Below are 23870 nucleotides of genomic sequence, written 5' to 3'. Positions count from 1 at the left end.
TTCTTCCGGATGATAACCGGGCGCCTATTCTTTCCTCTTGCCGATTCCCTTCACGGTTTCGGTCCCGGTCCCTGCACCGTCCAGGGACCTTCCGGAGGCCTCTGCGTGCCCGCGCGAATCGCGGGCTGCGGCTCCGGCTCACGACAGTTCGTGTCCTGCACAACCATGGTGCGGCGCATGCGCCGCGCCGCCGTCCTCCTACGCCGCCCCGCCCCCCCGCCGACGCCCCCCTTTTCTGTGTCCTTCTCCCTCTCGCGCGCGCCCCGCGGGCGGTCCCATGGGACGTCCAGCTGGAGCACGCGGGCCCCGCGCGCGTCACCTCGACAGAGCTTCATCTTCGGCAATGGCGACGGTCCGACCTCGCCCCGAGGCAGCCTGGGTGCATTGGGCTCGGAGGGGGCACGCGCCACACTCCTCGGGATCGAACTCGACCATGTCGCCTGGCTCGAATACTTCGACCTGTCCCGCCGGACACGTGATCGTCCTGGCGCTCAGGCACCCGCGCGGGCGGAGCGGCCGCCTGGATCGTCTCCTATCCTTTGACCGTGACGAGTGGCCACAACCGCGCCACACGCCGCGCGATCCCTGCCTCCTCGACAGAGCGCACCACCGGCGTGATCGGTTTGTAGGCGTAGGGCGCCTCCTCCTTCCTCCGCTGGTGGTACTTCGACATTTCTGGACCTGCCGGCAGGCATCCCGAGCGCTGACACATTCCGCCGGCCGAGGTCTTCGCCACGCCGCGCAGGGCGCAGGCGACATGGCCGAGGCGCGGGGGCTCGGGGGCGCCGCCCCCGACGATACGGTGTCAGAGCTACAGTAATCTCGACCAGTTGGTGTCTCAATTACATTGACACATTCCGCTTTGCCGAGAGCTCGAGCGGCACCCTGGCCGGCCTCTGTCGATCGAGCACGAGGGCCCGAGGGCTGGGGATGTGCATCACTCGCTCACCTATATTTCTCGGGCTTTCGAGCTACTCGGGTACGAGCCCGGCGTGCGCTGGGAGGACGGGCTCGGTCGGACGGCGGACTACCTCTCGGACTTGCAGAAGAGCGGGCAGAAGAGCGGGCAGAAGAGCGGGCAGAAGAGCGGGCAGAAGAGCGGGCAGAAGAGCGGGCGCGCGGAGGCGAAGAGCGGGCGCGCGGAGGCGGCGAGGCGTGCCCGGGGGGGCTCGGGTGAGGCCTCGGGGTCTGTGATTGGTCGTTGACATGGCAAGCTTATCGGGTAGCATGCGCGGGTAGCATGCGCGAGCCGCGCCTGATGAGCGTCAAAAAGCCTGTGCTTTATGTGGTGAGCCCTTGCTACAACGAAGCAGAGGTCATCGGCGCATTTTACGACGCGCTGAAGGCTGTTCTTTCTTCGCTGAAGGACATCGATCACCGCATCCTGCTCGTCGACGACGGCAGCAACGACGCGACGCTCGACGAGCTCAACGCCCTCGCCGACCGGGACGAGCGGGTGCTCGTGTACTCGTTGTCCCGCAATTTCGGGCATCAGGTGGCCATTTCGGCGGGCATCGCGAAATCGCGCGGGGACGCGACGATCGTGATGGACTCGGATCTCCAGCATCCGCCGACGCTGATCCCGGAGATGCTTGTTTCGTGGCGGGCGGGGCATGACGTCGTATCGGCCGTCCGGAGGAGCACGGACGACGCCACGCTCTTCAAGCGGCTGAGCTCGGATGGGTTTTACACGGTCATCAACTGGCTCAGCGACACCCGGATCGAGCCTGGCGCGGCTGATTTCTGCTTGATGTCGCGCAAGGCGCGCAAGGTGCTCGCCGGTATGCCCGAGCGGCACCGGTTTGTCCGGGGCCTTGTCGCGTGGATGGGTTTTCGCCGCGCGTACCTCCCGTACGTCGCGCCGCCTCGCGCCGCGGGGCGTTCGAAGTATTCGTTGCGGAAGATGCTGCGGCTCGCGCTCGATGCCGTCTTCGCGTTCTCCGTCGCGCCGATCCGGCTCGCGACCCGGGTCGGCGTGGGGATCGCCGCGCTCGGGGCGCTCTACCTCGTGTACGTCATCGGGCGTGCGTTATGGCTGCACGACACGGAGCCCGGCTGGAGCTCGCTGCTCGGCACGCTGCTCATCCTGGGCGGGCTTCAGCTCGCGTTCACGGGGCTCATTGGTGAATATCTCGCGCGTATATTCGAGCAGGTGAAGGGCAGGCCCCTTTACGTTTTCAAACAAACCCCCGAAGAGCGCCCGAGGCGCGCGACGTCCGCTGCGGCCAAGAAAAACGCACGGACGGAGGCGCCCCTCGAGTTCGCGAATGAGCAGGGATGACGATGTCAAGCCGCGTGCCCGATCAACGAGAATACTCCCACGACCGGCTCGGTGATCGCTTCGAGAGAGCGCTCTCCCAGTACGATACGCGGCGCCGCGTCGAGACGCTCGTCGACGAGTTTCTCACGGACGAGATGGTCCGCGGCAAACACGCGCTCGACGTCGGCTGCGGCCTCGGGTACTTCAGCGAGGCGCTCGCGAAGCGCGGGGCTATCGTCACGGCTTGTGATCTCGGCCCGAACCTCGTCGAGGCCACGCGCAAGAGGGTCGGCTGCGAGGCCGTCGTCGCCGACGCCCTCCGCCTCGTCGATCAATTCGGCCGCGATCGATTCGATCTCGTGCTCTCGTCCGAGTGCATCGAGCATACCCCGGATCCGCAGGCTTGCCTCCGGCAAATGGCGGGGGTGCTCAAGCCCGGCGGGTATCTCTCGCTCAGCACGCCGAATCTTTTGTGGCAGCCTGTCGTCCGCCTCGCGTCTCGCCTCGAGCTTCGGGCTTTTGACGGCCACGAGAATTTCAGCACGTGGGGGTCGCTCGCGCGTCCTCTCGGGGACGGGGGGGTCAAGATCATCCGGCGCAAGGGGCTGCATCTCTTCCCGTTCCAGTTTGGCCTCCACGAGCTTTCTCGTTATTTCGACGAGCATTTGCAGGTCGTCTCCCGGCTCATGATCAACCTCTGCATCCTCGGTCGCAAGGACCCTGAGTAGGGCTTTGGCCCGTGGCGTCGAAGAATTCGAAGGATTCGCGGAGGAGGCTCCTCAGGCTCGGTATTCAGCTCGTGGGGCCTCTGCTCCTCGTGCTCGTTTTCCTTCGTATGCGCGACTCGCGCGTCGCGCTCGACGCCTTGCTCGCGGCCGACGTCACGCCTCTGCTCCTCGCCCTCGCCGTGAACCTCGGCGTTTTATGGTTCAAGGTGCTCCGCTGGGATGTGTTGCTCGCGGCGCGTGGGCTTCGCCTCCCTCGGGCGCGGGCCTGGACGTCGTTCCTCGCCACTGTCTACGTCGGCCTGATGACCCCGGGGCGCGTGGGCGATGTCTTGCGGGTCCAGTATCTCCGGCACGACATCGAGATGCCTTATTCCGAGGGAATGGCGCTCGTCGTGCTCGACAGGCTCTTTGATCTCTACGTCCTCCTCGCGTTCGTCGCGGTCGGCATTGCTCGTTTCTCCAGCGTCATCGCCGGGGATCTCGCGAAGATCACCTGGCTCGGCGTGGGCCTCGTCGCGCTCGGGCCGTTGGTCCTTTTCTATCGTCCGCTCGCTCGTCGCGCGGTCGGCGCTGTGTATCGGCGCCTGCCCGGTGATTTCTCGAGCGAAGGGTTCGAGCGTTTCCTCGCCGCGCTTCGGGCGCAGCGGGCGCATCACGTCGGGCTCGCGCTCTTGCTCTCGCTCTCCGCGCTGCTCTTGAATTTCCTCCAAGGTTACTGGCTGGCTGGCGCGCTCGGGGCTCCTATTGGTTTTTTCGATATCTGTTGCCTGCTCGCCGTCGCCAGCCTGCTCGGCTTGCTGCCGATCTCTGTCTCTGGCATCGGCGTGCGCGAGCTCTTTTTTTCGCTTGTTTTTCCGGTGCTCGGTTATGCCTCCGAAAAGGGCGTGGTCTTCGGGCTTGGCGTCTTCCTCGTCATTTACGTCGCCGTGGCGGTGTTGGGGGTCCTGAGCTGGCACCTCGCTCCGCCGCCCATGGGGGAGCCTCTCGCTCGTTTGCCGGCGCCGGAGTCGTTCCCCAAAGACGCGGCCAAGCCTTCGTGACAAAGGGCGCCGTCGACCAGGACGACCGAAACCGAAGAGGCGTCGCCCCCCCTTTCCGAGGACGCGACCGCGAGCTGTGCCTCGAGGACGGCGGCGTGCGCTCGCCATGACGGGCTCGGGCGGTGTGCCCAGCTACGCCGCATCGAACCCGAACGCCATCGGTTCCCACGTTGGGTCGCGTGCGGGTGCTGCCGTTCGCGGGGGTGCCAATTTGCAGCCTCATGGGGCCATCTGACGCGTTTTTTGCAGGGTCATGGGGCCACCCCAAACGCAGGAGGAGGGGCCACCCGCGCGGGGGCGTGACCCAGTTTTTTTACGCGTATCGCGCACGCATCGAGGCCTGGCTCGCCCAACCTCGGCCGCTGAAGCTGACGAAGATCCACCTGCTGCTCGAGCGCGACCACGGCGTCAGCGCGAGCTACGACACACTCCGGCGCTTCGCCATGGAGGAGCTCGCGTGGCGCAAGAAGACGCCGACGGTTCGCGTCGCGGACACCGAGCCCGGCGAGGTCGCGCAGATCGACTTCGGCCTGATGGGTAGGCTGTTGGACCCAGCGACGCAGCGAGCTCGCAATCTGTGGGCGCTCGTGGTGACGCTCGCGTACAGCCGCTACCAGTTCGTGTGGCCGTCGTTCGAGCAGACCACTGCGGCGGTGTGCGCGGGCCTGGATGCGGCGTGGTGGTTTTACGGCGCGATGGCGCGCGTGATCCTCCCGGACAAAATGAAGGCCATCGTGCTGCGCGCCGACGAGCTCGCCCCCGTGCTCGTGCCGGCGTTCCTCGACTACACGCAGACACGCGGGCGGTTCGTGGATCCTGCGCGCGTCAGGTCGGCGTGAGCAGCCGGAGCGGGGCGGCGGCGCGCGCGGAGAAGGCGCGGATCCCCTCGCCGAGCAGGTAGAGGTACGAGCCCTCCCCGGCGCAGAGCACCACCGGCTCCCGGCTCTCGCCGCGGCGGAGCACGCCGAGGAACGAGCGCGTCCGCTCGCCGACCTCGCGCCCGAACGCGGCGACGCGCTTGCCGTCGGCCGTGAGCTCCAGCCGCTGTCCGCGCCGCTGGTAGAGCGTGACGCCGAGCGCCTCGCCCAGCTTGCCGATCTGGGCGTGGAGCGCAGGCTGCGAGACGTGGAGCGCCCGCGCCGCGCGCGTGAAGTTGAGGTGCTCGGTGAACACCACGAAGGCGCCGAGCCAGTCGAGGTTGAGCATGGCGGCAAGCTATCGAGAAACGCGATAGCGACTCCAGAAATACTTCTTCCGGATGATAACCGGGCGTCTATTCTTTCCTCTTGCCGATTCCCTTCACGGTTTCGGTCCCGGTCCCTGCGCCGTCCAGGGACCTTCCGGAGGCCTCTGCGTGCCCGCGCGAATCGCGGGCCGCGGCTCCGGTTCACGAGACGGGAATGGAGCTTGACGATGGGCCGCGATCGCTTGACCGACACGAGCAAGAAGCTCTCCTGGCTGCTCCGCCACGCGGCGCCCTCGCAGGGCGTCGCCATGGACGACGCCGGCTGGGTGGCCGTGGACGACGTCCTCAAGGCGCTCCGGATCTCCCGGCCGGTGCTCGACGAGGTGGTGGAGAAGAACACGAAGAACCGCCTCGAGATCCGCGGCGACCGGGTGCGCGCCTCGCAAGGGCACTCGCGCGACGGGATGCCGGTGACGCTCGCGGGCCTCGAGGCGTCGTGGGAGGAGGTCCACGGCGACGCGTCGATCTGGCACGGCACCAGCGTGGACGCCGTGAGGGGCATCGCGCGCGACGGGATCCGGCCGGCGGCGCGCACGCACGTCCACTGCACCGACGCGCTGGGCAGCGCCGTGGGCAAGCGCGCGAAGGTCGACGTGATGCTCGAGATCAGCCCGGCGAGGCTCCGGGCGCGCGGCGTGCGCGTGTTCCGCAGCCAGAACGGGGTGATCCTGGTGCGGGAGGTGCCGGTCGAGTGCCTCGTGGGGCTGATGCCCATCGTGGCGCGGGCGCAGCGGGAGGCCGAGGCGCTGCGGGCGATGCTCTTCGGCGACGGGTCGCGCGGGGCGGCGTGATGGCCTTGTCCCGCGGGTCAGAAATCCCGCCAGAGAAACCGGTCGAGACGAACGGCGGCCGGGAACAGTGGCGATTTTCGTAGCTTCCGCCTGCTTCGCCGCCGAGGGCAGCTCCGGTGTGGCCCAACGGGGCGCCCTGCGCCGCAGCGTCGCCCACGGTGAAGGGCTCGCGGCATCACCGATCGGGGTCGGCGCCTAGCCCGGCGGCGCAGCGCCAAGGGATTCTCCTTCGCTCGCCGCCCTGTTGCCGGACCCTTCGATGCGCTGCCGCCTGTTTCGGGATCGTGCCTGCGTCCCCGCACTCTTCCGGCTCAACGATTGGCCGCTCTGCCGCGGGCCGCGCTGCTGCGCGGAGCGAAGCTGCGCGGGCCGTCAGTCAGCAGCGGCTTGTTCGGCGGCGTGCCTGGCCATCGTCGTCACCCGAGGCACGCGTCCGACAGCGTGCCATCATGGGCAGCGGTAAGTTCGTCCATCGTGCAGTTGCTACGAAGCCATAGTGCAAGCTCGTGGTTCAGTCTGCGCAGCTGTCGGAGATTTACATGGCCGAATTTGCACAGCTCCGCGATTGCGGTTCGGTCCGAGATGTCTCGCGTCGTGAAGGCGACGAGCGGAGGCGTCGATGCTGGCGGGTCGGGCCGATTGACCACGTTCGAGAACGCGTACGTTCCCGGCTCTACCCAACCCACGAGGCCAATGGTCGACAGCGTCAGCAACGGCTCCTCCTTGCTCACGACGCAGCTGGCGTATTCCGTGTACACCGAGTGAAACCAGTGCCAAGCGTCCTTCGCGCTCCAGTCCCCATCGACGGAGCCGACAGCCTCTTCATATGCTTTCCACGCTGCGCGGACGACCCGACGCACGCACTCGTCCAGCGTGCCGAAGTCCTCGTTCGTGAAGGTGGCCCACTTCTGGTACGGGCTTCCGAGACTGGAATTCTGAAGGTATGGTTCGGTCAACGTGAGCGGGAAGTAGTGGCCCAGGGCCAGCTCGGCAGCGTTCGCCATATCCCCAAGCAAGTGGTAGACGACGAGCGCCAGTGAGCCACAAGGGCGCCCCCGCGCTACCGTACTGATGCGGATGACGTACTCCGAAAATGCGGGGAGCCCTTCAAGCATCATGTTCCTGCTCTGTGATGTCGTACGAAACGGAGCTCTGCCCGATGCAGGGTGTCCCCCCCCACGAGCTTCGGCATGTCGTCTGCCGCCGGACGACTGGCCGCTGTGCCGCGGAACCGGGCAGCCTCGCTTCGCTCAGCAGCCCGGTCCATCGGAACCAGCGTTTTGTTCGGCGGTCTTCTCGGGAACCGCGAGGGAGCAGTAATCATTTGCCCCACCGAAGCTGCCAGTTGAGCCGGAGGCCGTGATGAAAGACACTGGAGTACCCCGGAGCGCCGACGAGGTGCTCTCGCTCGTAATTTTCGAGCTCCCCTTGAACGATTGACAGGTTCATGCCGCCCCAGCGCGTAAGTAGATCTGGCACGTTTTCCACAGCGTCGAGCAACTCTGCGACTTGAGGGGCCCGCTCGTATGCTAGAAGCTTCGCGTCGATAAGGATCTCGCGGAGCACGGCAAGGTAGCGGAGCAGCATCTCCTCGTCCGGGAATTCATATTCCATCGTCATTCTGTCTCGCCGAACACCTATTTGTGCGCGGTGAATGCTTGGGCGTGGGTCGCGCGATGTGTAACGAGCCAGTCTGACAATCGAAGATCATACCCCTCCATTGTTCGCTCGTAGTCCCACATCGAGCCCCGCAAGATCAGGCGGCCCGGCGGACGTCGAGGAAGCTCCGACAGCTTGGTGGGAAACTTCCCTGTCGTCGCCTTGTAGAGTGCCAGGGCATCTCGCAGGGATTCGCCAGACGCGACGCACTCGTTGAACGCAGCGGTGGCCTCTCGGCGACCGGCCCACCAAGCGACCCAAAACGAAGCGACCGCAGCAGCGATAGCGACAGCACGCCGCAGCCGGCGCCTCACCGGAACAATGGCGGCGGCGCCCCCACTTGCCGCGGTCCACATCAACGTGGTCCCGCTCGGGAGCGGTCCGACGCGCGCCTCGCCGGACCACAGGCCCGCCACCGCCGCGACGAGAAGGACAAGCGCGAAGAGCACGATGGCGGGCTTGGTCATCCAATCCTCCTTCCGATCAGAGCGGTCGACCGAACGACCGGGCTTGCTGCCGCGGCGCACAGCGCCGCCGGCAGCAAGCCCTTGTTAACCAAGTGCTCACTTTGTGTAGTACAGGGTGTAGCCAGAGTAGACCAGGTCACCAGCTGCTTTCGCGTCCTCGAAGGTGTGCTCGAGCTGCTCCTCACCGCGACCGCCGACGTCTGCTTGAGCCCATTCGAGGCTGCTCGAAGGACGCGGTATGCCTGCACGTTCCAGCAAGGCAACGGCCTCTGCGACCTTTGCACGATAGTCCTCGATGAGCTTGGCAAGGCGCGGATCCACCGGTTTAGCCTTGTTGCACCGGGTTGGTCGGTTTTCTCATGCTACTGCTGCTGCCCTTCGCCGAGCGACCGTCGCACGTCCTCTGCCTCCGTGGATAACCCGAGACGGGTATATAGGCGCTCGAGACGGGTCAGTGCCGCCACTCGTGCGACTGTCAGCTCGGGCGCGGATGCCGCGATGATAGCAACAATCTGCCGCGAGACCGCGACCGATTTGAGGTCAAAACCGCCTCGCTCGAGGGCGTCGGCAGCCGACTCATAGAGCTCGACCGCCTCGGACCAACGTCCGGCGCGCATCAACGAATCTGCACGACGCAGCAAGTCTCTCATGGGATCGACGAAGATTTGGCTAGCCATCCGTCGATTGGTCAACCGAAGCCGCCGGACCAGGTCTATCTAGGCCATTGCCTTTTGTGACCTCCCCTACGAAAAATCTCACGGATCGGCTCTGCGCCGCAAGGCCCAAATGCTGTCCAGCGCCCTACGGTAGATCCATCTAACTCCGGCGGGATGGCGGCAAGGGCTTGGTTCTGGGTCGAGGCGCTGACGTGCTGGTCGGTCGCCAGGTGCGTGAGGAACGCCTCGACGTGGGCCGGGCCGAGGTCGCGTGGGTGGCGGCGGTCATGGAAGAGAATGAAGCGCCGGCTCCAGGCGCAGTACGCCTCGTCGGTGCGAGGGCTGTAACGGCGGTCCGGATCGCCTCGCGCACGCGTTCGAGGAGGCGCGGGGGGTGCGGCGTAGGCGCTTCAGGGGTCCGGGGCATGGTGGCGCTCTCGGCAGGCGCCGTGCCAGGCGCGAAGGCCCGGTCTGTCGGGGATCGGCGGCGGCCTCCGGTTTGGTCGGCGCCAATTCCGCCATGGCGGCTGTCGGGGGTTCGGTCAGACCCACCCCGCCCAGACCGCGTGAGCGCGAACTCATGCAGGCAAGCAGATATTCTTCATTGTAATGCTTTGGATCAGCCAGTCCGGCAGCTAAACGCTTGCCCGCATGCAGCCACTGCGCGCGGGCGATCTCAGCAGAGCCCGCGGGCGCTGTCGTCCCGCCAGGAACACCGGTCGATGACGAGCGGTCGCCGGAACCAGTAGCAATTCGTAGTTTCCGCCTGCTTCGCCGCCGAGGACACGGCGCCGCCGCCGGGGCGTTCAGGGGGCCATCGTGGCGACGAAGACGTCGGTGCCGGCCGCGTACGGTACGGGCCCGCTCCCGAAGTCGGTGGCCTGCTCGACAGCGCCGGTGAGGGCGATCGTGCCGTTCGGGGAGAGGGCGATGTCGTTCGCGGTGGCGTCGAAGCTGCTCGTCCAGAGGGCCGTGCCGCTGGGGTCGAGCCTGGAGAGGCCGTCGCCGGCGATGACGATGCCGCCCGAGGGGTCGAGGGCGAGCGCGTCGCCAAAGGGGATGGGCTGGCTGAAGACGTGCTCGCCCGCGGCGTCCAGCTTGATGAGGACGGGCCCTTCGGGGAGCACGCCGCCGCCGAAGTCGACGGTCCCGTCGGTGTAGGCCGTCAGGAGGATCTCGTCGTCGGCGTCGACCGCCAGCGCGAGGGCGGACGTTCCGATGCCCGTGTCGGCTGGGTCCGAGGGACCGAGCTGGCGGCTCCAGACCACGTCGCCGGTCGGGGTGAGCTTCTGGACGGTGAACCGGTGATCGCAGGGGCAGGACGGGTCATCGGCGATGGACGCGCTGGTGGACGCGCTCGCCGTGATCACGAAGCCGTCGCTGTCGACCGCGAGGAGGACGTTGTCGCTCTGATGCTGGTCGTCGACATGATACGGGAACCCCGCCGTGAGCGGCTTGCTCCAGAGCAGGTTTCCTGCACTGTCCAGCTTCGTGACGGAGGGCCTGGATGGATCCCAGTACCACTGGGTCTGGAAGAACGCCACGTAGACGTCGCCGAGCGCGTCGACGGCGAGCTGTTCGAAGAGCTGGCGCACGCTCTGGTCCAACACGGATCGCCGGCTCCAGATGAGGTTCCCCTCGGGGTCGAGCTTGGCGACGAAGACTGTTTCGTCACCGGGTCCGGGCAGGGGCTCGCAGCTGCCAAAGCCCATGCCCGAGTTTCCGTCGGTGTTACTGTCGGTGCCGGCCAGCAAGACGTTGCCGCTCCCATCGACGGCGACGGCGCCGCCCGCCTCGGCGTAAGCGCTGCCGAAGCGCTTGCTCCAGAGCAAAGCGCCGGAGGGATCGAGCTTGAGGAGAAACACGTCCGTGAGGCCGGCGCTGGTCAGCGGGCCGGCGCCGAAGTCGACGGTACCTTCGAAGGAGCCGGTGACATAGTAGTTGCCGGCGACGTCGCTCGCGATCGACCAGCCCACGTCGGCGCCGGTATCGCCGTATCCTCGCGCCCACGGCGGCTGCAGAGGACAGTGGGGCTCGCCGTCGCAATCCTCGTCCTCCGGCGTCGCGCAGACCTCCGCGGCGGGCGTCGCCTCGCCGACGCAGGGACCGTACCCAGCACCGTCGGGAAGACATGTCTGCGTGCCAGGAGCGCAGGGCCCGACGCCCCGGGTCCCGGCGGGGCCGGTGTAACACGCGACGACGGAGCCCGGCATGCACGTCGCAGGCGGGTCACCGCCGCCCGTGCCGGTCGACCCTGCGCCGTCGCCGCCCTCGCCGTCGTCGTCGCTCCTTGGCGGGTTGAACGTGGCGACGAAGGCGTCGGTGTTCCCTCCTCCATAGGTGATCGGGCCGGTTCCGAAGTCCACGGGGCCCAACGCGCTGCCGACGATGCCGACAGCGCCGTTCGGGGACAACGAGATATCCGCCGTAGAGGCATCGAAGTTGACCGACCAGAGCTCCGTCCCGCTCGCGTCGAGCAGCGCGAGGCCGCGCCCCGCAACGATGATGTCGCCGGCGGGATAGACCGCGATCTCGCTGCCGAAGCGGACGGAGCGGCTGAACATGGGCTCGCCTGCGGCATCCAGCTTGACGAGGGCGAAGCCGGCGGGGAGGAGCCCGCTGCCGAAGTCGACGGATCCGTCCGTCCTGCCCGTCACGAGGATCTCGTCCTCCGCGTTGATCGCCACCGAGAGCGCCGTCGCGCTGCCGCCCAACTCAGGGTCCGAGGTGGATTGGAAATCTCGCAACCAGAGCCGATCGCCTGTCGGAGAGTACTTGGAGATGACGAAGCTCGTCGGAACGTCTGTATCGGGGTTCGGCGGGTCCGCCACGGGGCTCGAGCCGACGTTCACCACCGCCGCCACGGGGTTACCGGCGCTGTCGAGCGCGATCTGCGCGCCGATGACGTAAACTCCTGGTAGCCTCTTTGTCCACCGGATGTCCTTGGTCGCTGCGTCGATCTTCACGAGGTAGGCGCTCGCCCATTGGTGGTACACGACGTACATGTCGCCGTGAGCATCGACGGCGATCTGCTTGACGGAGTACAACTCCCCACCAGCATAGGGACCACGGCTCCAGATGTGGTTGCCGTCGGGATCGAACTGGGCAACGAAGAAGGCGGAGCCATCGGGGAGGAGAGGACACCCGTGCAGATCGAGGCCCGGCCACACGTGGTCGTACCTGCCGGCGAGGAGGACGTTGCCGTTCTCGTCGACCGTCACGACGGCTCCTTCCTCGTAGTCCTCGCTCCCGAAGCGCTGGCTCCAGAGCACCGAGCCCGCGGCGTCGAGCTTGAGCAAGAAGATGTCCGACCGTCCGGCGCTGGTCAGAGGGCCGGTACCGAAATCCACGGTTCCTCTGAAGGAGCCCGAGACGTAGTAGTTGCCGTAGGCGTCGCTCGCGATGGACAGGCCCGTGTCCGCGCCAGGTCCGCCGAAGCCCCGCGCCCAGGGCGGCGGCTGAGCGCAGCGGGGCTCGCCGTCGCAGCTCTCGTCCTCCGGCGTGGCGCAGAGCTCTCGAGCGGGCGTCACCTCGCCTGTGCATGGGCTGTAGCCGAAGCCGTCGGGGCGGCAGGTCTGCGTCCCGGAAGCGCAGCGCCCGACACCGTTCGTCGTGGCAGGGCCGGTGTAGCAGGCGACGACCGAGCCCGGCACGCACGTGCCCGGCGAGCCGTCACCGCCGGTCGAGCTGCTGCCGCCGCCAGTGCCGGGCGCGCCGCCGGTACCGGGCCCGCCGCCGGAGCCAGGTGCGCCGCCGTCGCCGCCGGAGCCAGGTGCGCCGCCGTCGCCGCCAGAGCCTCCCGCGCTATCCGTGACACCGCTGCTGCTTGCTCCCGGAGAGCCGCCGCTGCCGCCTGAGCCCGCTCCGTCGTGGAGGATGGGCTCGCACGCGGTGAGGCCAGCAAGGGCCGCGATGGTCAGGGCGGACGCGACCCACGGACGACCCCCGGGGCTAAGACCACCAGAATCGATGTGTTCGCTCATGCCCGCTTCGTTGCACGACAGGAGCGCCGCATTCATCCGGCCCGGCCTCAACGCCGGTAGAGGCTCTCCCCAGCTCCTCGGGGAAGCGACGGCTCGGGACGGTTCATCCCCGCGGAACAGTCCCGCCAGCAACACCGCTCGATGACGACCGCGCGCTCGTCGCGCTCCCCGGCGCCCCTCCCGCGCGATGGCTTCAGGACGATCGCGCCGTCGTACCAAGCGTGACGAGAAGCTCATCGAGCTGCTCGAACGTCTCGCCCATCCCGCTGTACGCGCCCGAGGCCAGGGCGGCGTCGCGCGCTTGCTTCGATCGATAGAGCTCGTGCAGCACCTGCAGCGTCTTGCCGCCTTTTTCCTCGAGGGTCACGGTCGTGACGGCGCCATCGTCGCCCGCTTCGTCGTTCGTCCACACGATGCGCGAATGCGGTGTCACTTCGAGGTACGTGCCGAAGAACGCCATCGGCTGCGCGGCATCGTGACCAAAGACCAGGCGGTAGCTGCCGCCGGCGCGAATATCCGCTTCGTAGGAAAGTAGAGGCACGGGCATCGACTTCGGTATCCACCACCGCCTGAACAGCTCCGGCGTGGTCCACGCCTGGAACACGATGCGCGCCGGCGCATCGAAGGTCCGTGTGACGACGATCTCGCGCTCGGACTTCGGTTCCACCGTCGTGCGATTGCTCGTCAATTTGGGCTCACTCTCTTTACTTGCGTCCATCGACGTTCTCCTTTCGTTTCAGCTCCTCGATGACCTTGTCCAGCTCGTCGAAGCGTGCGGCCCAGAGCTGGCGGTACCTCTCGATCCACGCCGTCTCTTCGTCGAGCCGGCGCGGGCCGAGCTTGCAGGTACGCACGCGGCCGACCTTCTCGGTGGTGACGAGCCCGGCCCGCTCGAGGACGCCGACGTGCTTCTTCATGCCCGTGAGGGTCATGTGAAACTTCTCGGCGAGGTCCGTGATCGAAGCGTCGGCTCGTCCGAGCTGCTCCAGAACGCCGCGCCGGGTCGCGTCGGAAAGCGCAGCGAAGGAAGCATCGAGGCGGACACTCGAAAACTGAACCATGTGGTTCAGTATCTAACGCGCGAGTCGGCGTCGTGCAAGAGAGATCGAGCGCGTGCTCCGTCGCGAGCCGACTTTGATTCAGAAATTTGCGACCATTTGCAGTGATAGCGGAATTCGGCTCGGCGCCGCCACCCCGCCTCGCTGGGCCAACGCGCCCCGCCGTCTACCTCGACCCCACCGCGCTCCTCGAGCAGCGCCCGCTCATCCCCGCATCCTCCGCGCCCGCGGCGCTCTCCCCGCCGATCTCGACGACCTCACGCAGGACACCGTCCTCGGCGCCTGGCGCAGCATGCGCGCCGGTCGCTTCCGCCCGTCCCCCGCTCTTCCTCCCGCCGACGCCCTCCGCCCCTGGCTCGCCGGCATCGCCTCGCGGCAGGCCTCGCACTACCGCGACAAGGCCCACCGCCTCCCTCTCGCTCCCGCGCCCCACGGTCGCCACCCGCCCCCGCCTCGCGCGCCGCCTCTTTGCCCGCGCCCTCACCCGCGCTCGGAAAGTGCCACGCGCGGCTCCGCACCCTCCGTGCGATCAACGAGCGCGCCACGATCACAAAGATCCTCGAGCACCTCGGCATGCCGGTGGATCCTCCACCGGTCAAGCGATGGCGAGACCCTACCTGGAGCGAGGCCCCGCCAATCGGGGCCGACATGTAGACGACGACCCGGCATGCCGCGCGTCAGGCGGAACGCTCTCGAGCAGGCCCGGGTGGCGAGAGCCGCCCGAGGAGCCGTCGATGCCGGACACGGTGCGCTGCGGGGTCGTGCGTGACGGCGTTTGGACGAGCTCAGCGTGGTGTAGACAACATTGCACAGTCGAGTGAACTCGTTGGATCTGTTGGTTTTTATAGGGGATCAGTGGATCCGTACTTTTTGTACGTGATGTCAACTGCCGGTCGTTGGCGGAAGATTCTTGACAGGCCGAAGTGGCTTTGCGCGAGCGATACTCCTGCTCGCCAGGGCATAGCTCCCGATGACGAGCGGGACCGTGCGCGATGGCCGGCGCATGGTGACCGATTCTACCACGACGTGCTAAGCGCTCGGAGATGGCTTCGGGAATGGGGGGATTGTGCTGCACACCGCTCGCCTTGGTCGTCGCCTGCGCGGCCGAATCCTCGCGCGCGCCCGTCGACGCGGGCACCGACGCGCCGCCCGCGGGCACCGTCACCGCGCCCCCGCCGCTCCCCCGTGAGGCCGCCCTCGACGCACGCTTCGTGAAGATCACGCTGCACCGCGAGTTCTACTGCGAGGGGGCGAGCTTTGCGGACTTCAATCACGACGGGGTGACGGATGTCATCGCGGGCCCGGATTGGTACGAGGGTCCGGGGTATGGCACGAGCCATCCCGTCTGGCCGAGGGAAGCCTTCGATCCGCACGGCTACTCGGATTGCTTTTTCGAGTTCCCCTACGACTTCGACCACGACGGTTTCACCGACGTCCTCGTCGTCGGCTTTCCGGGTGTGCCCGCGGCTTGGTACCAGAACCCACGCGACGGCGACGCGCTCTGGGCTCGTCACGACACACTGCCGTGGCCGATCGATAACGAGTCGCCCCTGTTTTCCGACATCACCGGCGACGGCGCGCCCGAGCTCGTGCACATGTCGGGAGGCGTGCTCGGAACGTCGTCGCCCGGCGTGGACCCGACCGAGCCGTGGGTCTTCCGGGCGCTCACCGAGAATCGGGGGTACGGCGCGTTCACGCACGGCCTCGGTGCAGGCGACGTCAACGGGGACGGCGCAAGCGACTTGGTCGAGGCGAGCGGCTACTTCACGCGGAGCCCAGAGTCGCCCGACGGCTTGCCGTTCACGCGCGTCGAGCAGCCGTTCGGTGCCGGGGGAGCGCAGATGCCGGTGGTCGACGTAGACGGCGACGGGGATGCGGACATCGCGACCACGCTCGCCGCTCACGGCTACGGGCTCTCCTGGTTCGAGCAGGTTCCGAACGCGGCCGGCGCCGCGTTCGTGGAGCACGTCGTCGTTCCGGGGACCACACCCGATGCCGCGTCGAGCGTGTTCATGCACGAGCCGCACGCGCTCGCTCACGCCGACATCGACGGTGACCGGCTCCAGGACCTCGTGAGCGGCGAGCGCTTCTGGGGTCATGTGCCTGCCGGCATGCCGGACTTCGACGCGCCGGCACGGCTCTACTGGTTCGAGCAGGCGCGAGCGGCGGAACGCATCGACTTCCAGCCCGTTCTCATCGACGACGATTCGGGGGTAGGCACCCAGCTCACGGTCGCGGACGGCGACGGAGACGGCCGGCCGGACATCGTCATCTCGAACAAGAAGGGCGCTTTCGTCTTCCTACAACGCTAGGGCAGAATCCTCGCGCCGATCCAAGACGGCCTCCCACCGGCGCGAAACTTTCGAAGCGACGGAGGCGAGGGCTTGGTTCTGGGTCGAGGCGCTGACGTGCTGGTCGGTGGGTGTCAAGATTGCTGGCCGCTGATTTGGTCACATCCTCGTGAGTGCGTGAGCCTCGTGCGTGTGGGGGGTTGAGAGTCACGGGACCGATGGGAGTCCAGTTGCGCCCTCCGGGCGGCGTCGCGCGCGTGGACGAGCGGCGCGGGCATGAAGGCCGCTCGCTGACCACCCGCAGCCACGCGCCATGAGGGGGCAGCTGCCCGCTGACTTGCGATCACGCCCTGGCCCGTCTCGCACGCGACGAGGGGACGCGCGCTCTTCATGAGCCCACGACGGCCTCTGCTCCGGGCGGCTGCGCCTTCCCGCAAACCCGGGACGTCGCTACGCTGCCTCTCACCATGAGACAGCTTCTCGGTGCATCATCAATCCTTCTCTTCTCGGTCCTCGCGGCCTGCGGCGGGTCCGGCGAGCCCCCCGCTGCCCCGGGCGAAAGCGGCTCCGGTGGCGACAGCCTCGGCGGCGGAATCGACGCCGATGGCGGCTTCGATCTCACCCCCTGCCGCGACCTCCCTTCGGACGCCAAGACCGTCGACTTCTCGGGTGACGGCAAGCGCCTGCTCGTCGGCGACTCGCTCGGGACGAGCGCGATCGACACGCGGATCTGGGCCGTCGAGCGCACCGTGGCGGATCATCGCGGCACGGTCTACGACGCCGTTCTTTCGTCGGACGGCCGCGTAGCCGCGAGCTTCGGAGAGGACGAGGTCGTGCGAATCTGGGACGCCCCGTCCGGCGGGCGCCTCGCCGAGAGCCCGAAGATCACCGGCATCGCCGCGTTCGCCCGCTCCGAGGAGGGCGGCGTCATCCTGGTTGGGTTCGGCGACGGCACCGTCAAGGCGCTCGACCCCGCCTCGTGGGAGGAGCGCTGGTCGGTCGACGTCGGCGAAGGCCCTGTCGCGCCCCTGATCGCGTCGCCGCGCGGCAGCCTCTTCGCTCTTGGCAAGGACCGCGGCACCCAGCTTCGCGACGCCACGGACGGGAGGCTCGTCGGGGAGACGACCTTCGGCGATCGCGTGGGCGCCTTCTCCCCCGACGGGATGCGCTTCGCTTGGGCCGAGGACGACGACGTGATCGTCTTCGAGGCCAAGGAGGGTATCCCGGAGCTCGCGGAGGTGCGGGCGCGCAACGTCGTCCTGGCCCTCGCGCTGGGCCCTGACACCGGCGCCGTCTACGTCGCCCACCCGAGCCACGTCGAGCGGCTCGCCCTCGAGGGCGGCGCGGTCGAGATGGAGTATCCCGCCCGGTTCCAGCCGCGCCAGCTCGCCGTGTCCCCTGACGGCTCGCGCCTCGCGGTCGCGTCGCAGAGCCTTCACATCTACGACACCGGCTCGGGCGAGGTCATCTACGAGCGGATCGCCAACGGCTTTGTCTGGAGCCACGACCTGGACAGGACACGACCCTTCGTCGCGTTCGCGGGCGCGGGGCAGCCCGCTGAGGTGTGGGACTATGAGACGGGCGTCCGCCGGCGCGTCTTTCCGAGGCCGCCTGGCAATCAGCACCTCGTCGCCTTCCACCCTTCCGGCGAGCTGCTCATCAACCATGATGGCGTCGGTCGCTACTACGACCTCGAGAAGGGCGACCCGACGCGGACCGTCACCTATGAGACGGACGAGGACCTGCCCACGACCTCGTCCTCGGACCCCGAGTGGTCGGGAGACTTCAGGATGTCCCCCGACGGCACGTTGATGCTCGGCACCCATGACGCCAACACGAGGGGGATCTTCCCGGTATTTGACGCCGCGACCGGCGCGCGCGTCGCCACCTTCCCCGGGTTCGACGGCGGTCAAACAGCCTGGGTCTGGTCTCCGGATCAAAGGCTCATCGCGGTCGCGGGGTTTGCCTCGAGCGACGACTCCACCATTCCCACGACGTACACTGGCATCGCCGTCCGCATCCACGACGCAGCGACGACCGAGGTGCTCCACGAGCTCGCCGGCCACGAGCACCCAGTGCGGACGCTCGCCTTCTTCCCCGACAATCGACGCCTCGCCACCGCCGACGAGCAGGGCAGCATTCGCTTCTGGGATGTCGAGACCGGCGATCCGATCGAGGAGTTCCTCGAGCGGAGCAGCGGCGGCACAGGCGACATCGACATCCACGACGGCGAGATCGCCCTCTCGCCCGACGGTCGCTATTTGGCGAGCGCGGCGACGAACTGGGGCCTCACACCCGGTCACACGGGCACGATCACGATCTTCGACATCGAGAAGCATGAGCCTGTTCGTCGCCTGTACTCCTTCGCCGAGGCGAACATGGGGAACGTGAGCTTCTCCCCCGACGCGCGTCACGTCATCGTGGGCGTGGCCCCCGGCGTGCGCGTGTATTGCCTCGGTGACTCGCCCGCGCATCCATCTCCTGCTCCCCCGCCGCGCTGAGACAGCGTAGCCGACGATCGCCCCTCGTCGTCGAAGGCAGCGTAGGAAGCGGGGTGCGCGCCGCCGCGCGGTCTCCCCGGATCGTCCGCCGGCGCTCACCGACCTTCGATGACCAGATCGCGGAGCGTGTCGTCGAACTCGGCGCGCGCCATGGCCACGTCCTCGACGCGCTGGGTGATCTTCGCGCCGATCTCCTCCGACTGTCGGGCCACCTCGGCGAGCCGGTCGAGCAAGGTTTGGCGGAGCTTGCCGGCCTGGGGCGTGCGCTCGATGGTCCTCAGGCTCTCGCGCAGCTCGGCCGCGCGGTCGATCAGCTCGGCGCGCCTCCGCCGCAGGGGGTCGAGCTCGTCGTTCGCCGCGTCGAGCGCGCGCCGGAGCGCGAGCGCGCGGTCCAGCCTCGCGCGGAGCTCGGCCGGGAGGCTCGATCCCTTCAGGTACATCGAGAGCTGCTCGCTGTCGGCCTGGACGAGCGGGATCTCGCGTTGAGACAGCCGCGTCTCCTCGACCACGACCTTCTGGGGCGCGCCGGGCGCGAGCTTCTTCTCGACGAGGCAGGCGTCCGGCGTCGCGTCCGTGCACCCCGGGAGGCCCTGCGGCTCGAAGCCAGTCGCCCTCGCGTGGCGGATGAGCAATGTCTCCGGCACGTCCCGGCCGGGCCTCACGTCGTAGACCGTCACGCGCCGGTACCGATCCTCCACGCGCAGCGCGCCGCGGGACAGCGACACGACCCGCACCGGCACGTCCGTGGTCATGCTCGTCGCGCGCACCTCGGTCGAGCTGTCGATGGCGTACGGGATCGTCGCGCTCTCCCCGGGCAAAAGGCGCGTGAGCACACCTTCGCCCACGAAGGTCCCGCCGGAGAAGATCGACACGGATCCGGGCTGGAGACCGAGCGCGCTCCGGTTCTCGATCTGCGCTGCGCGGAAGGGGTGGGTCGCGCTCGCGGGCGCCGCGGGATCGGGGCGGAACAGGAGGACGTCCTCGCCCGCGACCGGGCGGTTGATGAGCGTGATCAGCGCCGACGACTTCTTCGGGAGCGTCACCGGGTTCGCGATCGCGTACCGGAAGGCCCCGGCCACGGCGTCCACGCTCGCCGCGCCCTCCGGCGCCTTCGCCATCGCCTCGGGCGTGACGGCCGGCGCCTCGCGCCTCGGGCTTGGGGCCTGCGCCTGTCTGACGTCCGGGGCGCGCAGGAAGACGCGGCGGTTGCGCTGCCGAGCTTCCTCGGTGTCGCCGGCGACGAGGGGCATCTCGGCGCCGTGCGAGCGCGTCACGAGCTCGGCAGTGACCCCGAGCTGGAGGAGCGCCGCGCGCACGGCCGCGGCGCGCCGGGCCGCGAGATCCGCCGCGCCGGCCTCGTCGGACGACGCGTGCCCCTCGACCTCGAACGCGCGGAGGTGCGGGACGCTCTTGATCGTGCGCGCGATCTCCTCGATGAGCGGCCTCGCGCGCGGCGGGATGACGTCTGAGCCCTTGTCGAAGAGCACGGGGGTCAGGATCTGGATCTCGCTGCTGATGGCGCGGACCGCCTGCGGGCAGCCGTGCCGGTCGGGTTGCGGGCTCGCCGAGCCGGGCTCGCGCGGGCAGGCGTCCTCGTGGTCGAGCACGCCATCGCGGTCGGCGTCGGGCCCGGGCGAGCTCTCCGCGAGCACCGGGGCGAGCGCGCCTCCCTCGCCGTCGTAGACGCCCTTCAGCTCCGGCCTGTCGAGCATCGCCGGCGCGCGCAGGTTCGAGACGTAGGAGAGCGGTGCGCCCGTCGCGAGCGTCACGTTGACCTCGCTCCAGTCCTCGTCGCCGATGTTGCTGATGAGCGCCCAGGCCTGGAGGAGCGCCCGCTTCTCCTTCTGCCCCTTGGCCGGCAGGATCACGCGGTAGGTCGCCTTCCAGGCGGCGGTCGGCACCGCATACGCGATCGACACGGGCCTCCTCGCGGCCGGCGAGAAGACGAGCTCGATCTCGGTGGGATCCTCGGGCCCGCTCGCCTGTTCGGAGCGCGGCAAGAGCGCGCTCACGGTGGAGGGGGTCTCGTTCGGCCCAAGGTTTTGCTCGACGACCACCATGCTCTTCAGCACGTCGTCGACCTCGCGCTCCCGGAACCGGAGCGTGAGCCGCTCGCCCGACATGACGCCGGTGCGCTCGAAGTAACCGAGGCCGTTCTGGTAGAGGACGACGTGCCGCAGGCGGAGATCGACCGACGGCCCTTTCGCCAGCGGTCCGGCACACGCGCTGAGGGCTAGCGAGAGCGCCGCGAGGAACGCGTGCTTCATGGGGGCGAGCTTTCTGTGCAGAAGTAGGTGGAGGCGCTGGTGCGCCGGCAGTGTACCCGAAGCAGATCGACGGCAAGCGGTCGAGCACGGCGGCGGCGCAGCAGCTCCCCGCTCGCCCGGCCGCAGCGAAGGCGCATACCGCCCGGCCTATCCCTGCCGCCGGACCCGCAACCGCTGGGCCGCGGCCCCTGCTCACCGGATTCGCGACAGATTTGTTGCTCCCAGGGGCGCTGCCCCTGCGTTACACCTTTCGTTGCCGGCGGACGGCGCGTGAGCACGCGTCCCGCTCTCCGCGGAGCGGCACGAGCTCCCCTGGATGAAGATCGAAAAGGAGTACGTCTTCGTGGGCCGAGCGGCCGCGCGTCGCTCCGCGATTTGTTCGAGAGACCGTCGTCACGTGGACGCTCACAAAAGTCCACGACGGCACCCGGATTCGCCTGGTGCATGCCGGTCCCTGCACGACGAGGAATGATTTTCGCTCGAGAGCATGAGCGAAGGGTGGCCGAAGGTCGTCCGAGGATCGGCGCCATCTCCAAGGAACACAACTCCACAGAGGCAAAGAATTCAAATGGACAAGATCACCGTCACGGGATTGCCCTGGGCCCCGCCGTTCGCGCAGGGGCTCGTTCGCGACTTGCGCGTGCGCTGGGCGCTGGAGGAGGCCGGGCTTCCCTACGAGGTCAGGCTGATCGATGGCGGGGAGCGGAGCTCGCACGCATACCGTCAGAAGCACCCCTTCGGCATGGTGCCGGCCTTCGAGGCGGATGGTCGGGGGCTGTTTGAATCGGGCGCCATCGTGCATCACATCGCTGCGGACTCCGAGGCTCTGATGCCCCCCGATCGGCACGACCGCGCCAGCACGGTCGCCTGGATGTTCGCCGCGCTCGACACGGTTGAGCCGCCGATCCAGAACCTCTTCGCGATGGACCTGCAGCACAGCGAGGAACAGTGGGCGAAGCTGCGGCGCCCCGCGGCTGTGGATGCGGTGAAAGTTCGGCTGGGCGCGCTCTCCGCTTGGCTCGACGGGCGCGACTACCTGGTCGATCGCTTCACCGCGGCGGACGTCCTGATGACGACCGTGCTGAGGTTCCTTCGCCACACAGACCTGGTGACCGAGTTTCCCGTGCTCGACGCCTACGTCAAGCGCTGTGAGGCGCGGCCAGCCTTCCAAAAGGCCTTGCGCGACCAAATGGCGGACTACGCTCGTAACGCTCCAGCCGCAGCCTGAGGCTGAGTTGACCATTGGGCCCGGGTTGGGCCCACGCCTTCCGAGGGGCTGCGATCCGTCGTCACGCCCTCCCATGATCCGAGCCCTGCCGCCGCGCGGGCACTCACGGACTGATCGCCGTCCCGACTGTCCCGTTCCCGACTGTCCCGGTCGTCCCCTTGACGCCAGGGTGTTGCCGCACGACCTTCCAGTGGCAATAACACAGGTATGGCGGATTGATGCGGCACTCGAACCTGTCGACGCAGTACTGAGAGAGCCCCCAGCAGTCTGACGACAGCGTTCCACCCTCGCACGTGCAGGTTCCGTCGTCGCCGCACCACCAACCGAGCGAACCAGCACCGCCTCCGTTGTTCACGAGCGCCTCTGTCACGGCGGTCGTCTCATCCGGAGTGCTCGTCTCGTCGGGGGCTACGACGCAGCCGGCCAGGAGGCCGGAGGCAAGAGACAGGATGGCGAGCGCGGCGCGAATGGTGTTCTTCATCTGAGCAGCTCCTTGTGAAGGTTCGCTGTTCCCTCAGAGCAAGGCCGGTGCCCGCGCATCAACCCCCCGCATCCTCGGGCCATTCCCAGGGCCGGGGCCGCCGGACGCCTGCCTGTGACGCTGCCTCCTTCGTCGCGATGGGGACTGAGCAAAACCTCGCTCACCTTCGCGCGTGGTTGAGCGAAACCTCGCTCACCTTCGCGCGTGGTTGCGCATCGCCGGCGCTGCCGGTCCCGGGCTGCCGTCGCGAGCTCGAGCCCCGCGGCATGCGCGTTGTTTGAAGGACCGCGAGCTTCGGGGTCAGCACGAGCGTGCCCGCCTCGTGCTGCAGGCGTTCGAGCGTTGGCTCAGGGTCAGGGGGAAGGAGGATGGAATCGACCATGGCGATGGCGCTGCGGCCGCGCTGGCGCGGTCGCGTTCGAGCGCCTGCGATCTCCAGCCGGCTCGATGAGCTCCCAAGCTAGAACGCACGCAAGGTGCACGCAATCGCGAGCGAGCTCAGCGAGGACAGCAGCAAGATCGCGGGAGAGCCAGTTTTACTGTCGCTTGACAGAGGCGAGAGCAGGGCGCGGCGCCTCAGAAGGCGGCGTCACGGAGCTTCGCCTTGTACTCCGCCTTGTACAGATCATGGCAGGCCTTGCAGCTCGCCTTGGCGCCGTCGATATCGCCCTTCTTGGCCTTCTCCGCGCCGTCCTTCGAGATGGCGACCCACTTCGGCATCCCGGGCGGCGGCTTCGACGCCACATAGTCCAGCGCCGACGCGATCTTCGCGCCGTCGCCGCTCGTGGTCGCCGACTGCATCACCGTCTTCATCCAGCCCTGCATCGGACAGGCCTTCTGTCCTTTTGCGCCGCAGCCGAAATCCTTCCCCTCGGCGACCGACGCGGGGACGTCCGCCTTCTCGCCCGCGGCCCATGCTGCGCTCGCAAAGCCGCCGGCAGAGCCAATGCCGACGCTCATGATCATGGCCCCCATCAGCTTCATGCTTATCGACATCTGGCGTCTCCTGATCCGGTGAAAGGCAAGCTCAACCACCCCATCGCAGCTCGAAATGTGATCGTTCACATCAACGACGTCAATCAAAATCGGCCGATGATGGGGCGAGCTCTTGGCCGGAGCGCGCGCTCGAGTCGTCGCGCACAAGAGGCGATACCCGGGGCGCCGGCCGCCTGCGGCATCGAGCGCCAGCCGTCCGTGCGCAGGCCGGCATCGAG

Annotated in this window: 23 protein-coding genes and 1 pseudogene; 9 read left to right on the top strand and 15 right to left on the bottom strand. The window is 68.0% G+C overall.

Annotated elements, in window-relative coordinates:
- Positions 1-318 precede the first annotated feature (318 nt).
- Positions 319-483, bottom strand: a pseudogene (locus tag WME82_RS11025) (transposase); the annotation flags it as partial.
- Positions 484-532: 49 nt separating this feature from the next.
- Positions 533-673: an RtcB family protein gene (locus WME82_RS11020; RefSeq protein ID WP_438042791.1), complete on the bottom strand. Its 141-nt coding sequence runs from the start codon at positions 671-673 to the stop codon at positions 533-535.
- A 319-nt stretch (positions 674-992) separates the two neighbouring features.
- Here WME82_RS11020 and WME82_RS11015 point away from each other — a divergent pair, with 319 nt between their 5' ends.
- The 5 genes from WME82_RS11015 to WME82_RS10995 all read left to right on the top strand — a co-directional run bounded on the left by WME82_RS11015 (position 993) and on the right by WME82_RS10995 (position 4867).
- On the top strand, positions 993-1205 hold the full coding sequence (locus WME82_RS11015; protein WP_438042790.1) for a hypothetical protein: 213 nt from the start codon (positions 993-995) through the stop codon (positions 1203-1205).
- A 53-nt stretch (positions 1206-1258) separates the two neighbouring features.
- Complete coding sequence (locus WME82_RS11010; protein ID WP_438042789.1) at positions 1259-2281, top strand: glycosyltransferase family 2 protein; 1023 nt, start codon at positions 1259-1261, stop codon at positions 2279-2281.
- Positions 2278-2988: a class I SAM-dependent methyltransferase gene (locus tag WME82_RS11005; protein ID WP_438042788.1), complete on the top strand. Its 711-nt coding sequence runs from the start codon at positions 2278-2280 to the stop codon at positions 2986-2988. Before WME82_RS11010 ends, WME82_RS11005 begins: the two co-directional genes overlap by 4 nt.
- 11 nt (positions 2989-2999) lie before the next feature.
- Complete coding sequence (locus WME82_RS11000) at positions 3000-4028, top strand: lysylphosphatidylglycerol synthase transmembrane domain-containing protein (protein WP_438042787.1); 1029 nt, start codon at positions 3000-3002, stop codon at positions 4026-4028.
- A 179-nt stretch (positions 4029-4207) separates the two neighbouring features.
- Positions 4208-4867 (top strand): DDE-type integrase/transposase/recombinase, encoded by a 660-nt coding sequence (locus WME82_RS10995; RefSeq protein ID WP_438042786.1) that lies wholly within the window; start codon positions 4208-4210, stop codon positions 4865-4867.
- Here the strand turns inward: WME82_RS10995 and WME82_RS10990 are convergent.
- On the bottom strand, positions 4854-5234 hold the full coding sequence (locus WME82_RS10990) for a LysR family transcriptional regulator (RefSeq protein ID WP_438042785.1): 381 nt from the start codon (positions 5232-5234) through the stop codon (positions 4854-4856). The two genes, WME82_RS10995 and WME82_RS10990, sit on opposite strands and share 14 nt — an antisense overlap.
- A gap of 207 nt (positions 5235-5441) precedes the next feature.
- Here WME82_RS10990 and WME82_RS10985 point away from each other — a divergent pair, with 207 nt between their 5' ends.
- Positions 5442-6065 (top strand): RNA 2'-phosphotransferase, encoded by a 624-nt coding sequence (locus WME82_RS10985; RefSeq protein WP_438042784.1) that lies wholly within the window; start codon positions 5442-5444, stop codon positions 6063-6065.
- 416 nt (positions 6066-6481) lie between these two features.
- Here WME82_RS10985 and WME82_RS10980 read toward each other — a convergent pair whose 3' ends face one another.
- From WME82_RS10980 to WME82_RS10940, 9 genes are all read right to left on the bottom strand, one after another.
- The gene (locus WME82_RS10980; protein WP_438042783.1) at positions 6482-7183 is read right to left on the bottom strand and encodes a hypothetical protein; all 702 of its coding nucleotides are present in this window, start codon (positions 7181-7183) and stop codon (positions 6482-6484) included.
- Between the two features lie 202 nt (positions 7184-7385).
- Entirely contained in the window at positions 7386-7679 is a 294-nt protein-coding gene (locus WME82_RS10975; protein WP_438042782.1) for a hypothetical protein, read from the bottom strand.
- A gap of 23 nt (positions 7680-7702) precedes the next feature.
- Complete coding sequence (locus WME82_RS10970; protein WP_438042781.1) at positions 7703-8191, bottom strand: hypothetical protein; 489 nt, start codon at positions 8189-8191, stop codon at positions 7703-7705.
- Positions 8192-8287: 96 nt separating this feature from the next.
- Positions 8288-8512: a hypothetical protein gene (locus WME82_RS10965; protein WP_438042780.1), complete on the bottom strand. Its 225-nt coding sequence runs from the start codon at positions 8510-8512 to the stop codon at positions 8288-8290.
- A gap of 41 nt (positions 8513-8553) precedes the next feature.
- Entirely contained in the window at positions 8554-8868 is a 315-nt protein-coding gene (locus WME82_RS10960; RefSeq protein ID WP_438042779.1) for a hypothetical protein, read from the bottom strand.
- Positions 8869-8903: 35 nt separating this feature from the next.
- Positions 8904-9146, bottom strand: a complete 243-nt coding sequence (locus WME82_RS10955) for a site-specific integrase (protein WP_438044876.1) — start codon at positions 9144-9146, stop codon at positions 8904-8906.
- Between the two features lie 507 nt (positions 9147-9653).
- Complete coding sequence (locus WME82_RS10950; protein WP_438042778.1) at positions 9654-12830, bottom strand: hypothetical protein; 3177 nt, start codon at positions 12828-12830, stop codon at positions 9654-9656.
- Positions 12831-13023: 193 nt separating this feature from the next.
- Positions 13024-13548: an SRPBCC family protein gene (locus WME82_RS10945; protein ID WP_438042777.1), complete on the bottom strand. Its 525-nt coding sequence runs from the start codon at positions 13546-13548 to the stop codon at positions 13024-13026.
- A complete protein-coding gene (locus WME82_RS10940; protein WP_438042776.1) occupies positions 13535-13891 on the bottom strand; it encodes an ArsR/SmtB family transcription factor in 357 nt (118 codons plus the stop codon). The genes WME82_RS10945 and WME82_RS10940 overlap by 14 nt, the downstream gene beginning before the upstream one ends.
- Before the next feature lie 1052 nt (positions 13892-14943).
- On the opposite strand from WME82_RS10940, the gene WME82_RS10935 reads away from it, so the two are divergent.
- Positions 14944-16200, top strand: coding sequence for an FG-GAP repeat domain-containing protein (locus tag WME82_RS10935; RefSeq protein ID WP_438042775.1), 1257 nt, complete (start codon positions 14944-14946; stop codon positions 16198-16200).
- Between the two features lie 446 nt (positions 16201-16646).
- Entirely contained in the window at positions 16647-18680 is a 2034-nt protein-coding gene (locus tag WME82_RS10930; RefSeq protein ID WP_438042774.1) for a WD40 repeat domain-containing protein, read from the top strand.
- A gap of 95 nt (positions 18681-18775) precedes the next feature.
- Here WME82_RS10930 and WME82_RS10925 read toward each other — a convergent pair whose 3' ends face one another.
- Positions 18776-20947, bottom strand: a complete 2172-nt coding sequence (locus WME82_RS10925) for an OmpA family protein (protein WP_438042773.1) — start codon at positions 20945-20947, stop codon at positions 18776-18778.
- Between the two features lie 568 nt (positions 20948-21515).
- Here WME82_RS10925 and WME82_RS10920 point away from each other — a divergent pair.
- Positions 21516-22175 (top strand): glutathione S-transferase family protein, encoded by a 660-nt coding sequence (locus WME82_RS10920; RefSeq protein ID WP_438042772.1) that lies wholly within the window; start codon positions 21516-21518, stop codon positions 22173-22175.
- 103 nt (positions 22176-22278) lie between these two features.
- Here WME82_RS10920 and WME82_RS10915 read toward each other — a convergent pair whose 3' ends face one another.
- The gene (locus WME82_RS10915; protein WP_438042771.1) at positions 22279-22656 is read right to left on the bottom strand and encodes a hypothetical protein; all 378 of its coding nucleotides are present in this window, start codon (positions 22654-22656) and stop codon (positions 22279-22281) included.
- A gap of 576 nt (positions 22657-23232) precedes the next feature.
- Entirely contained in the window at positions 23233-23652 is a 420-nt protein-coding gene (locus WME82_RS10910) for a hypothetical protein (RefSeq protein WP_438042770.1), read from the bottom strand.
- Positions 23653-23870 lie beyond the last annotated feature (218 nt).

This window comes from Sorangium sp. So ce128 (assembly GCF_051525245.1).
In the GTDB taxonomy this organism is placed as follows: domain Bacteria; phylum Myxococcota_A; class Polyangia; order Polyangiales; family Polyangiaceae; genus Sorangium; species Sorangium cellulosum_B.
Note: the sequence above shows the minus strand (reverse complement) of the source record. Positions and strands in the feature narration are given on the sequence as shown.

Bases quoted from the DNA above. Each gene is read 5' to 3' on its own strand.
- WME82_RS11020 (WP_438042791.1), bottom strand. From the start codon at position 673: ATGTCGAAGTACCACCAGCGGAGGAAGGAGGAGGCGCCCTACGCCTAC.
- WME82_RS11010 (WP_438042789.1), top strand. From the start codon at position 1,259: ATGAGCGTCAAAAAGCCTGTGCTTTATGTGGTGAGCCCTTGCTACAAC.
- WME82_RS11005 (WP_438042788.1), top strand. From the start codon at position 2,278: ATGACGATGTCAAGCCGCGTGCCCGATCAACGAGAATACTCCCACGAC.
- WME82_RS10990 (WP_438042785.1), bottom strand. From the start codon at position 5,234: ATGCTCAACCTCGACTGGCTCGGCGCCTTCGTGGTGTTCACCGAGCAC.
- WME82_RS10985 (WP_438042784.1), top strand. From the start codon at position 5,442: ATGGGCCGCGATCGCTTGACCGACACGAGCAAGAAGCTCTCCTGGCTG.
- WME82_RS10980 (WP_438042783.1), bottom strand. From the start codon at position 7,183: ATGATGCTTGAAGGGCTCCCCGCATTTTCGGAGTACGTCATCCGCATC.
- WME82_RS10975 (WP_438042782.1), bottom strand. From the start codon at position 7,679: ATGGAATATGAATTCCCGGACGAGGAGATGCTGCTCCGCTACCTTGCC.
- WME82_RS10970 (WP_438042781.1), bottom strand. From the start codon at position 8,191: ATGACCAAGCCCGCCATCGTGCTCTTCGCGCTTGTCCTTCTCGTCGCG.
- WME82_RS10960 (WP_438042779.1), bottom strand. From the start codon at position 8,868: ATGGCTAGCCAAATCTTCGTCGATCCCATGAGAGACTTGCTGCGTCGT.
- WME82_RS10950 (WP_438042778.1), bottom strand. From the start codon at position 12,830: ATGAGCGAACACATCGATTCTGGTGGTCTTAGCCCCGGGGGTCGTCCG.
- WME82_RS10945 (WP_438042777.1), bottom strand. From the start codon at position 13,548: ATGGACGCAAGTAAAGAGAGTGAGCCCAAATTGACGAGCAATCGCACG.
- WME82_RS10940 (WP_438042776.1), bottom strand. From the start codon at position 13,891: ATGGTTCAGTTTTCGAGTGTCCGCCTCGATGCTTCCTTCGCTGCGCTT.
- WME82_RS10935 (WP_438042775.1), top strand. From the start codon at position 14,944: ATGGGGGGATTGTGCTGCACACCGCTCGCCTTGGTCGTCGCCTGCGCG.
- WME82_RS10930 (WP_438042774.1), top strand. From the start codon at position 16,647: ATGAGACAGCTTCTCGGTGCATCATCAATCCTTCTCTTCTCGGTCCTC.
- WME82_RS10925 (WP_438042773.1), bottom strand. From the start codon at position 20,947: ATGAAGCACGCGTTCCTCGCGGCGCTCTCGCTAGCCCTCAGCGCGTGT.
- WME82_RS10920 (WP_438042772.1), top strand. From the start codon at position 21,516: ATGGACAAGATCACCGTCACGGGATTGCCCTGGGCCCCGCCGTTCGCG.
- WME82_RS10915 (WP_438042771.1), bottom strand. From the start codon at position 22,656: ATGAAGAACACCATTCGCGCCGCGCTCGCCATCCTGTCTCTTGCCTCC.
- WME82_RS10910 (WP_438042770.1), bottom strand. From the start codon at position 23,652: ATGTCGATAAGCATGAAGCTGATGGGGGCCATGATCATGAGCGTCGGC.